The following is a 10,026-nucleotide window of genomic DNA, read 5'->3' as shown; positions in this document are numbered from 1 at the left end:
GCGCCGTCATGCCGGGTCCAGTTCGACGAGCGGCTGGTCGTACTCGACCGGCTGGCCGTCCTCGACGAGGATCGCGGCCACCCGGCCGGCCCGATCGGCGGTCACCTCGTTCATCAGCTTCATCGCCTCGACGATGGCGACCGGCTGGCCCGGGCGGACCAGGTCGCCCACCGCGACGAACGGCCGCGCGCCGGGCTCCGGCGCCCGGTAGAAGGTGCCGACGATCGGTGCCCGCACCGCGGCGCGCCCGGGCACCGGTGGCCGGAGCACCGCAGGTGCGGCACCGGGCGCCGGCACGACCGCCGGTGCCGCCTCGGCCCGGGGCAGCGGTACGCCCGGCCGGGTCGCGTCCTCGGGGTGCCACTCGACCTCCAGCACCGCCGGCCCGCTGCGCAGCCGGATCCGGCGCACCGGCCCGGCCAGCTCGGCGATCAGGTGCTGCGCCTGCCGGCGCAGCCCGGCCAGCGCCTCCTCGCCGTTCACCCCCGCGTCGTCGGACGCGTCGACGGTCGACAGCGCGCGGTCGCCGGCGGTCATCTCAGGCCCGCCCGAGCGCCGACACGGTTCGCGCCGAACCGTCGGAAACGTTGCCGGCGCAGGCGGACCAACATGGCCGGCGGCACGTCCAGCAGCGGTAGGAGGTTGGCCAGCAGGGTGGCGCGCAACCGGTGGGCGGTCTCCGCCGGGTCGTCGTGCGCGGCACTCGACGGCTCCGAGACGACCTCGTCGACCACCCCGAGCCGGCGCAGGTCGGGCGCGGTCAGTCGCAACGCGCGGGCGGCCTGCGGCGCCGCGGACCGGTCCGGCCAGAGGATCGCCGCACACCCCTCGGGGCTGATCACCGAGTAGACGGCGTTCTCCAGCATCAGCACCCGGTCGGCCACCGCCAGCGCCAACGCGCCGCCGCTGCCGCCCTCGCCGGTGATCACCGCGAGCACGGGGGTGGGCAGCACGGTGAGGGTGAGGATGTTCTCGGCGATGGCCGCCGCCTGACCCTGCTCCTCGGCGCTCACTCCGGGGTCGGCACCAGGGGTGTCCACCAGGGTGACCACGGGTAGGCCGAGCCGGGCCGCGAGGCGCATGAGCCGCAGCGCCTTGCGGTGCCCGGCCGGGCTGGCCATGCCGAAGTTGCGGGCGACCAGCTCGGCGGTGGTGTGCCCCTTCTGGTGGCCGATGACCATCACGTGCCGGCCGGCCAACCGGGCCACCCCACCCACGATGGCCGGGCAGTCCGCACCGAGCCGATCGCCGTGCAGCTCCACGAACCCGTCGAAGACCGAGTCCAGGTAGTCCAGTGTGGTGGGTCGCCCCGGGTGCCGCGCCATCCGGACGGTGTCCCACGCGTCGCGTACCGCCGGGGTGTCCCCCGCTTCCGGGGTGTCGGCGTCTCCCTCGGCCGCCGGGTCCGCCGGCCGCGCCAGGGCCGCGCCGTCGTCGGCGAGGCGCTCGCGGCGCGACGCCGGCTCCTGCCGGGGTACGGGCGAACGTGCCGGCCCGCCGGCGCGGGTCGCGGCGAGCAGCGCCATCAGCCGCCCGCGCAGCGACCGACGCTGCACCACCATGTCGACCTGCCCGTGTCGGAGCAGGAAGTCGGCGGTCTGGAAGCCCTCCGGCAGGGCCCGCCCGGTGATCTGGCGGATCACCCGGGGGCCGGCGAAGCCCATCCGCGCGCCGCTCTCGGCGAGCACCAGATCGGTGTTGGTGGCGAACGAGGCGGCCACCCCGCCGTAGGTCGGGTCGGTGAGGACGCTCACGGTGAGCAGCCCCGCCTCGCGCAGCGCGGCGATGGCCTGGCTGACGGTCGCCATCTGCATCAACGACAGCGCGCCCTCCTGCATCCGCGCCCCGCCGGAGGCGGTGATCAGGACGAGCGGGGTGCGGTCGTCCAGCGCCCGTTCGGCGGCCCGGGTGATCAGCTCGCCCACCGCGCAGCCCAGGCTGCCACCGAGGAAGCGGAAGTCCATCACCGCCAGGGCCGCCGGGTGCCCACCGATGGTGGCCGTGGCACAGACGACCCCCTCGGCCAGACCCGTGCTGGCCCGCGCGGCGGTGAGCCGATGCGGGTACGGCAGCACGTCGACGAAGTCGAGCGGGTCCGCCTCCGGCAGCCGGTCGGGCAGCAGGCGCAGCGAACCCGGGTCGACCAGTTGGCGCAGGCGTTCCGGCGCGCCGAGTCGCGCATGTTCGCCGCACTCCGGGCAGACGTCGAGGTTGCGGCGCAGCCGTTTGCGGTAGAGCAGGCTGGCGCAGCCCGCGCAGCGGGACCAGAGCTGTTCTTCGCGCGGCGCGGTGGCCGTCACGACCGCCGCCCGGTGTCCGGGGCGTCGAACCGGTAGAAGCACCGCGCCATGGCGTCGCGCGGCGAGCGCCAGGTCGACAGGTACGGCGACACGTACGGGCGCAGGCGGTCGCTGACGCGGATGAACTCGGGGTGGTCACGAGCGGCCTCCACCGCGCCCTCCGCCGGCTGCGCGGTCTCGAGCAGGTGCACGTAGAGGTCGTGCAGTCGGTACAGCGAGCGGTGCCGGACACCGACCAGGCGCGGCAGCTCCGTCGCGTCCGACTCGGCGAAGATCTCGGCAACCCGCTCCTCGGCGGTCGGATCCACCTTCGCGACGATCAGCGATCGGTCCATTCTGGGCCTCCCCCCACAGCGTCCGGCCGGCGACGGGTGGCCCCCGGACGCGCTGGACGACTGCCGACACGATGCGCCGATCCTCGTCACGGCGGCGTCACCGCGCCGGGTCGGCCAGCGACGGATGGCAGTGACGCTGCGTTGACGCAACCTGTGTATCAGCTATGTGCCCGGTGTGCCGCACGCGCTGATGTTTATGCAGTTCAGAACCGATCTCGGGTTGACTGTCGCTATATAGAGGCTCAGGCTGACATTGACGCAACGTGACCGTTATTGATAATCTTCAGCGTGGTCAGCCCGGCGGCCTCGGCGGGCGGGGCCGCGCCCGGCCACGCCGCGATCGGCGGGGTCGACAGTGGCGTCGAGGGCAACCGATCCGGGACACAGCAGACAGTCGGGACGAGCGTTCCGCAGGGGGTGCCGCCGTGGCCGCTGATCCGTCCGTGCCGACCGCCGGAGACCCGCCGGAGGAGGGCGTCTCACTGCACCTGCTCGGCGGCTTCCGACTCCTCCGCGAGGCGGTACCGGTCGTGGTGCCGCGCGGGCTGCAACGGGTGATCGCGTTGATCGGGCTCCGCCCCGGCGCCACCCGCAGCCAGCTCGCCGGGCTGCTCTGGCCCGACGCGTCGGAGGAACGGGCGCTGTCCTCCCTGCGTACCGCCCTGTGGCGGCTACGACAGGACCCGTGCTGCCCGATGACCGTGGCCAGCGACACCGTGAGCCTCGGCTCGGCGGTCCGGCTCGATGTGGACGACCTGGTCGGCACCGCGGCCCGGGTCCGGGACGGCGACGACCCGGGCACCGCGGCCGGGGCGCTCGCCGCCGGGCGGCACGACCTCCTCCCCGGCTGGTACGACGACTGGGTGCTGCTGGACCGGGAACGCCTGCGCCAACTCCGCCTGCACATGCTGGAACAGGTGGCGGGGCACCACCTGGCCGCGGGGCGGCACGGCGAGGCTCTCGAAGCCGCGTTGGAGGCGATGGCCGCCGAGCCGTTACGGGAGACACCACACCGACTGGTGGTCCGCATCCACCTGGCCGAGGGCAACGCCTTCGAAGCCGTGCACGCCTTCTACGTCTACCGGGACCTGCTGCGCCGGGAGCTGCGGCTGGAGCCGAGCCCCGCCATGAGCGCTTTGCTCGACGACACCCTCGCCCCGATCCGCCAGGCCAGCCGCGAGGCCATCACCGAACGCCCGTCACCGGCCGTTAGGCGTACGTGACGGTGATGTGACAGGCGCTGCGGCACGGTGGGCGCACAGTGCACGTGGCACCGGTCCCCCGAGGGGTCGGGCAGGCCACCGGCGGAAGGGGTCCCATGAGTCGTCTACTGATCGTCAGCCGGATCATCCCGGGAGCGGAGGGTCGGGTCGCGCAGATCTTCGCCGAGTCCGACGCCACCGAACTCCCCAGCCTGACCGGTGTCACGCACCGATCCCTGTACTGCCTGCACGACCTGTGCGTACACCTGCTGGAGACCTCGGACGACGTCGACCCGGACGCGCTCGCGGCGGCCCGCAACCACCCGCTCTTCCAGCAGGTCAACGAGCGGCTCTCCGCGCACACGTCGCCGTACCTGCCGACCTGGCGTTCCCCCCGGGACGCGATCGCCGGCTGCTTCTACCGCTGGGACGCAGCCGAGGTGCCGGCGGCACGCCCGACCAGCATCGACGTGCCCACGGCGCGCCCAACCAGCACCGAGACGCCCGCTCCGCGCCCGGCCAGCACCGAGGCACCGGCCGCGCACCCGGCCGGCTGACATGTCCGCCGCGCCGCCGCACGTCCTGATCATCGGCGCGGGCACGGGCGGGCTGTGCCTGGCGCACGGCCTGCGCCGCGCCGGGATCAGCGTCGCCGTCTACGAACGACACCGCGACCGCGCCGAGGGGCTGCTCGGCTACCGGGTCGGCATCGGCCCCACCGGTAGCCGGGCGCTGCGGGAGTGCCTGCCCCCGGAGCTGTTCGCCACCTTCCTGGCCACCTGCGCCCGGCCGCCGCACTACTTCAACGTCGTCACCCAGGGGCTCCGCCAGACCGCGTCGTTCGCGCTGCGGCCGAGCGCCGACCCGGTACGCACCGAACACTCCGTGGCCCGGATGGTGCTGCGCCAGGTGCTGCTGACCGGCCTGGAGGACGTGGTGCACTTCAACAAGACCTTCGCCCGGTACGAGCAGCGCGACGACGGCACGGTCACCGCGCACTTCGCCGACGGCACCAGCGCCACCGGCGACCTGCTGGTGGCGGCCGACGGCACCCATTCCGCCGTACGCCGCCAGTACCTGCCGCACGCCGTCACCCGCGACGCCGGGACGATCAACATCGCCACCCGGATCCCGCTGACCCCGCACACCCGCGGTCTCATTCCGGAGCGGGTCCAGCAGGGCATCTCGCTGATCTTCGGCGTCGGCGGGATGATGGGCGTGCTGCACGTCATGGAGTTCAAGTGGGACGCCGAACGCGCGATCAAGCCCGGCGTCAGCGAGCCCGACGCCGCCCTGCTCCGAGACTGGCCCGGCCTGGCCCACGACACCACCACCGACAACATCAACCTGATCATCTGGAGTGCGGCCAACCGGTTCCCGGCCGACATCATGGAACGCCGCGGTGAGGACCTGGTGCAGGTCGCCCTGGACCTCACCTCGAACTGGCACCCGCACCTACGGGAACTCCTCGCCCACGCGGACCCGGCCAGCGCCCTGCCGATCAAAGTGTCCACGTCCGAGCCGGTGCCGCCCTGGAAGAGCAGCACCGTCACCATGCTCGGCGACGCCATCCACACCATGACCCCGGGTCGGGGCGTTGGCGCGAACACCGCGCTGCGCGACGCCCGCCTGCTCTGCGCACAGCTCAGCCGCGCCACCGCCGGCGACAAGACGCTGCTCCAGGCGGTCGCCGACTACGAGGCCGTGATGGCGCCGTACGGCTTCGCCCGGGTCGCGGAATCGTTGAACCGCAGCGGCACCAGCGGTGACGACCGGATGTACCGGCCGGTGGTGGGTCGGCTCGCGCTGCTCGGCGCGCGCGGCTACTTCGGAGTGACCAGCCGGGTACCACGGCTCCGTCGCCGGTTCGTCGACGACTTCCACACCTACGAGGGCGACCGGGACTGAACCCCGCATCGCCCGTCCCGGGCTCGGCGTGCCACGCCGGGCCCGGGTCTCATCGCGTCCGGAGCGCTCTGCCCGACCGATCCATGCCCGGCCCGCTCCGTGCCCGGCCCCGGTTTCCTCGGGTCGGGTCTTCGTGTGATCGGGCGACGCTGTGTTACCCGGCAGGCACCGGCTGAGGTGGCGGGCCCACCCGCACCGCTGACGGCCGATCCTGCCTGTCGTCGGCAATACGCGTGTGCGAAGCTGCGGCGAGTTTTTCTCGTGACTTTTCCAACGAGCTGAGAGGGAGGTTCGCCGTGGCGTGGTCTTTCGGACACTCGCTGATAGTGGTACTGGCACTGTTGCTGGGCCTGGCCGCCGGGTGGCTGCTGCGCGGCCGGCGGGGCGTACAGGGCAATTCGATTGTGGATGGTGACCCCGTCGCCGGTCTGGCCGTGATCAACGCGCCCACGCCGGCTGCCACCACCGACGAGGCCCGGCCTGCGGCCGCCGTCGACCCGGCACCGACCGCGGTCGCTGACGAGCCGGTACCGCTCGACACAGTCAGTGCGCCAGGTTCAATGACCGAACCGGACGGTCCGACCCCGGTGCCCGTGCCGGCGGATGCCCCGAGCACCGTCGACCCGGCGGACATGGCGCTGACCGAGGACCCGCCGCCGGTACCGGCCACCGAGCAGTCCGACGACGCTGAGCTGCGGCAGGAGCCGGCCGTGGAATCGACCCCCGAGCCGGTCACGGTCGACGAGCAGCCCGCCCCGGCGGCCGTGGTCGCTCCCCGCCAGCCCGCGGACGACCTCCCGTCCGCCGACGCGGCACCGGTCGGCACGACGCCGGCCGACGATGCGCCGGTAGCGGCCACCCCGGCCGACGATGCGCCGGTCGCGACCACCCCGGCCGACACCACGCCCGCCGACGATGCGCCTGTCAACACCACGCCGATCGACGATGCGCCGGTCTCCGTCGGCCCGGCCGACGACGTGGAGACCAGGGCGACGGCGGTCGACGCCACGCCGGCAGAGGCATTGGCGACCGCAGGAACGTCCGATGCCGAGCCGGTGCACGCCGATTCCGTGAACGGCGAGCCTGCGGTTGCCGCCGCGGAGGGCGAGCGGTCGACGGTGGCCACGCCACCGGTCCGGCCGGTCAGCACCGCGACCCCTCCGGTCCGTTCGGCCGCCGACACGGCGATCAGCAGCGTCGACGCCGACCCGACGGGCCCGGCCGACGACTTCCGCCGAATCCAGGGGATCGGGCCGAAGATGGCGGCCGCGTTGCAGGACGCGGGCGTGCGCACGTACGGCCAGCTCGGCGAGTTGGACGAGCCGGCGCTGCGCGACCTGATCCGGGCCGCTGGCCTGCGCGCCGCACCGGGGCTGGCCAGTTGGCCGCAGCAGGCCCGCGTGCTTGCGGGTGCCGGCGACCAAATGGCCTCGGTGCTGCCGAACGGCAACCAGGCCTGACCGCCTGCATTCGAGCCCCCGGCAGCCGTCCGCAGCGACGGCGCGCCGGGGGCTCGGCCATAGTTGCCGAAACTTCTCCGACGCCCACCGCCGGATGATCGACTCGGGTTTCAGGAAATCGCGCCATCCACCCGACCGAGACACCCCGACTTCCCGAAACCCGAGTCGATCTTGCGGGCACGAGGGGCTGCGCCCGCCCCTCCGATCCGCTGCGCGTGACTCGCCGAGCGGCTGCGCCCGCCCCTCCCGGCCGCTGCTCCTTCAGCGGCGGTGGGGGCGCGGGGGCGACGTCCAGGCTCAGGCGCGCAGCTCGGCCGCGAGGTCGCCGATCGATGCCATCGCGTACCGCTGCATTCCTGGACCGAAGGTGATGCGTGTGGCGCCCTGCCGGCCCAGCTCGGCCACGGACTCCCGGTCCGGTCCGGCGGCCATGTTGATCGGCCCGGAGATGCCCTCCCTCAGCTGCGGGAGCACCTGCGACGGCGCCAGGATCGGGTAGACGCAGTCGGCGCCGGCCGCCACGTAGAGGCGGGCGCGTTCCACCGCGTCGGCCGGGTCACCCGTCCCTACCAGGAAGGTGTCGACGCGGGCGTTGATGAAGAGATCGTCGCCCGCCTCCGCGCGCACCTCGGCCAGCCAGTCGGCGTGCCGCCGGGGGTCCTTGAGGGTGGCGGACCCCTCCGAGTCTTCCAGGTTGCAGCCGACGGCGCCGGCCTCCAACAGCCGTCCGACCAGCTCGCGGGGGGCGAGGTCGTAACCGCCCTCGACGTCCGCGGAGACGGGAACGGACACCGCGCGGACGATGCGCGCGACCGCCGCGAACATCTCGTCCGGCGGGGTCGCGCCGTCCTCGTAGCCGAGCGAGGCGGCGACACCCGCGCTCGGGGTCGCGAGCGCCGGGTAACCGGCGTCGGCCAGCACCCGGGCGCTGGCCGCGTCCCAGGGGCCCGGCAGGACGAGCGGGTCACCGGCGGCACGGTCGTGGTGCAGGGCACGGAAGGTGGAGGCTGTCATCGTTGTGGTCTCCCGACGGGGCTGCGGAGGGGCGGGGCTCAGGCGGTGTATCCGCCGTTGGAGTCAAGCACGGCACCGGTGATGTACGAGGCCGCGGGGCTGGCCAGGAACGCGATGGCCGCGGCGGTCTCGGCGGGGTCGCTGACCCGTTGGATCGCGAGGCTGGACACCATGCCCTTGAGCATCTCCGGGGAGGGCGGCTCCATTCCGGTCGGCATCAGTCCGGCCTGCACCATGTTGACGGTGATGCCGCGCGGCGCCAGGTCGCGGGCGACGCCTCGGGTGTAGCCGACCAGCCCGGCCTTGGTCGCGGCGTAGTCGGCGAGACCGGGCACCCCGACGCGGGTGCCGATCCCCGAACCGATGTTGACGATCCGGCCGTTGTCGCGCAGCACCTTCGCCGCCGCGCGGATGATCGCGATGACGCCGGTGTAGTTGGTGGCGTGCATGCGGTCCAGGGTGGCCACGTCGACGTCCGGGTCGTCGACGGTCCTTCCCTGCTCCAGGGAGATCGCGGCGTTGTTGACCAGGATGTCCAGACCGCCGAGCTGGGTGACGACGTCGTTGATCAGCTGCGGTGCGCGCGAGTTGTCCGCCTGGTCGTTCTGCAGGGCGAGGGCGCGCACCCCCCGACTCACCAGCTCCTCGACCACGGTGGCGGCCTTGTCGGCGGAGCCGACGTAGGTGATGGCGACGTCCGCGCCGGCGTCGGCCAGAGCGCGGGCCGTGGCCGCGCCGAGACCGCGGGAACCGCCGGTGACGAGGGCGACCTTGCCGACAAGAGGCTGTGTCATGGGTGATCCTCCAGGTGGCCTGATTATTGACTGATCGGTCCACCATACGTTTGGTGGACCGTACGGTCAACAATTGCTACGCTGGTCACATGGCCAGGCCACGGCAGTTTGACGAGGAGCAGGTGATCCGCGCGGTCCGAGACCAGTTCTGGGACGCCGGCTACGCGGCGACCTCGCTGGAGGACCTGGTGCGCGTCAGCGGGCTGGGCAAGGGCAGCCTCTACGGCGCCTTCGGCGACAAACACCGACTGTTCCTGCGGGCGTTGCGGGAATACACCGACACCAGCGGCGGCTACCTGCGCGAGATGCTCACGTCCGCTCCCCGCGCAGTGGACGCGCTGCGCGCGTTCGTCATGGCGCCGGTGAACGATCCGGGTGGAGCTGCCGCCCGGCGCGGCTGCCTGATGGCCAACAGCACGTACGAGCTCGCCACCAGCGACCCCGACGTTCTCGCCGAGGCGCGGCGCACCTACGAGGCGACGACCGCCCTGGTCGCCGAGAGCGTGGGGCGGGCCCAGGACGAGGGTGACCTGCCGCGCGACGTCGACCCGGTCGAGACGGCGCGGGCGCTGCTCGCGGCACAGCAGGGCCTGGTGTTCATGGGGCGGACGGGGCTGGACATCGACACCCTGACCGCGACGGCCCGCACCCTCGCCGCCAAGCTCCTACCGGACGCCTGACACCACTCGACGAGGAGCAGCGGTTATTTGATCTTGCGGGTGGACCGGACCACGATGCTCTCGTACTCCGGGTGCTTGACCAGCCAGTCGGCGAGGAACGGGCAGATCGGCACGACGGTCCGGCCCTTGCCCCGCGCGTCGTCGAGCACGGCCCGGGCCAGCGTCGACCCGACGCCCTTGCCCTCGTACGCCGGATCGACCTCGGTGTGGGTGTAGGCGATGATCGAGCCGGTCAGCTGGTAGGTGACGAACCCGACGACCGCGCCCGCCTCGTCGCGCGCCTCGAAACGCTCCCGCGCCGGCGCGTCTGTCACGGTGAACTGCACCCGACCA

Annotated in this window: 10 protein-coding genes and 1 pseudogene; 5 read left to right on the top strand and 6 right to left on the bottom strand. The window is 73.1% G+C overall.

Annotation, left to right across the window (positions count from 1 at the left end):
* Positions 1–6 precede the first annotated feature (6 nt).
* From accB to ACQRWP_RS09930, 3 genes are read right to left on the bottom strand one after another with little or no spacing between them, the layout of a single operon-like run.
* Positions 7–537 carry an acetyl-CoA carboxylase biotin carboxyl carrier protein gene (gene accB, locus ACQRWP_RS09940; protein WP_430501925.1) on the bottom strand — a complete coding sequence of 177 codons (531 nt, stop codon included), beginning with the start codon at positions 535–537 and terminating at the stop codon, positions 7–9.
* Complete coding sequence (locus ACQRWP_RS09935; protein ID WP_430501923.1) at positions 534–2,300, bottom strand: acetyl-CoA carboxylase carboxyltransferase subunit alpha; 1,767 nt, start codon at positions 2,298–2,300, stop codon at positions 534–536. Before ACQRWP_RS09935 ends, accB begins: the two co-directional genes overlap by 4 nt.
* Positions 2,297–2,635 (bottom strand): TcmI family type II polyketide cyclase, encoded by a 339-nt coding sequence (locus tag ACQRWP_RS09930; protein WP_091408771.1) that lies wholly within the window; start codon positions 2,633–2,635, stop codon positions 2,297–2,299. The genes ACQRWP_RS09935 and ACQRWP_RS09930 overlap by 4 nt, the downstream gene beginning before the upstream one ends.
* Before the next feature lie 425 nt (positions 2,636–3,060).
* Here ACQRWP_RS09930 and ACQRWP_RS09925 point away from each other — a divergent pair, with 425 nt between their 5' ends.
* The 4 genes and pseudogenes from ACQRWP_RS09925 to ACQRWP_RS09910 all read left to right on the top strand — a co-directional run bounded on the left by ACQRWP_RS09925 (position 3,061) and on the right by ACQRWP_RS09910 (position 7,205).
* Positions 3,061–3,858: an AfsR/SARP family transcriptional regulator gene (locus ACQRWP_RS09925; protein ID WP_430501921.1), complete on the top strand. Its 798-nt coding sequence runs from the start codon at positions 3,061–3,063 to the stop codon at positions 3,856–3,858.
* Between the two features lie 95 nt (positions 3,859–3,953).
* Positions 3,954–4,286 (top strand): annotated as a pseudogene (locus tag ACQRWP_RS09920) (TcmI family type II polyketide cyclase); the annotation flags it as partial.
* A 109-nt stretch (positions 4,287–4,395) separates the two neighbouring features.
* Entirely contained in the window at positions 4,396–5,745 is a 1,350-nt protein-coding gene (locus ACQRWP_RS09915; protein WP_430501919.1) for an FAD-dependent oxidoreductase, read from the top strand.
* Positions 5,746–6,071: 326 nt separating this feature from the next.
* On the top strand, positions 6,072–7,205 hold the full coding sequence (locus ACQRWP_RS09910) for a helix-hairpin-helix domain-containing protein (RefSeq protein ID WP_430501917.1): 1,134 nt from the start codon (positions 6,072–6,074) through the stop codon (positions 7,203–7,205).
* Between the two features lie 297 nt (positions 7,206–7,502).
* Here ACQRWP_RS09910 and ACQRWP_RS09905 read toward each other — a convergent pair whose 3' ends face one another.
* Together ACQRWP_RS09905 and ACQRWP_RS09900 are read right to left on the bottom strand one after the other, a co-directional pair.
* Positions 7,503–8,219, bottom strand: a complete 717-nt coding sequence (locus tag ACQRWP_RS09905; protein WP_430501915.1) for an isocitrate lyase/PEP mutase family protein — start codon at positions 8,217–8,219, stop codon at positions 7,503–7,505.
* Positions 8,220–8,257: 38 nt separating this feature from the next.
* Positions 8,258–9,013: an SDR family NAD(P)-dependent oxidoreductase gene (locus tag ACQRWP_RS09900; RefSeq protein ID WP_430501913.1), complete on the bottom strand. Its 756-nt coding sequence runs from the start codon at positions 9,011–9,013 to the stop codon at positions 8,258–8,260.
* 89 nt (positions 9,014–9,102) lie between these two features.
* Here ACQRWP_RS09900 and ACQRWP_RS09895 point away from each other — a divergent pair, with 89 nt between their 5' ends.
* Positions 9,103–9,693 carry a TetR/AcrR family transcriptional regulator gene (locus tag ACQRWP_RS09895; protein WP_430501911.1) on the top strand — a complete coding sequence of 197 codons (591 nt, stop codon included), beginning with the start codon at positions 9,103–9,105 and terminating at the stop codon, positions 9,691–9,693.
* A 23-nt stretch (positions 9,694–9,716) separates the two neighbouring features.
* On the opposite strand, the gene ACQRWP_RS09890 is transcribed toward ACQRWP_RS09895, so the two are convergent.
* Positions 9,717–10,019 carry a GNAT family N-acetyltransferase gene (locus ACQRWP_RS09890; RefSeq protein WP_430501909.1) on the bottom strand — a complete coding sequence of 101 codons (303 nt, stop codon included), beginning with the start codon at positions 10,017–10,019 and terminating at the stop codon, positions 9,717–9,719.
* Positions 10,020–10,026: the final 7 nt, after the last annotated feature.

The sequence above is a fragment of the Micromonospora trifolii genome (genome assembly GCF_050516465.1).
GTDB classification, from domain to species: Bacteria; Actinomycetota; Actinomycetes; order Mycobacteriales; family Micromonosporaceae; genus Micromonospora; species Micromonospora trifolii.
Note: the sequence above shows the minus strand (reverse complement) of the source record. Positions and strands in the feature narration are given on the sequence as shown.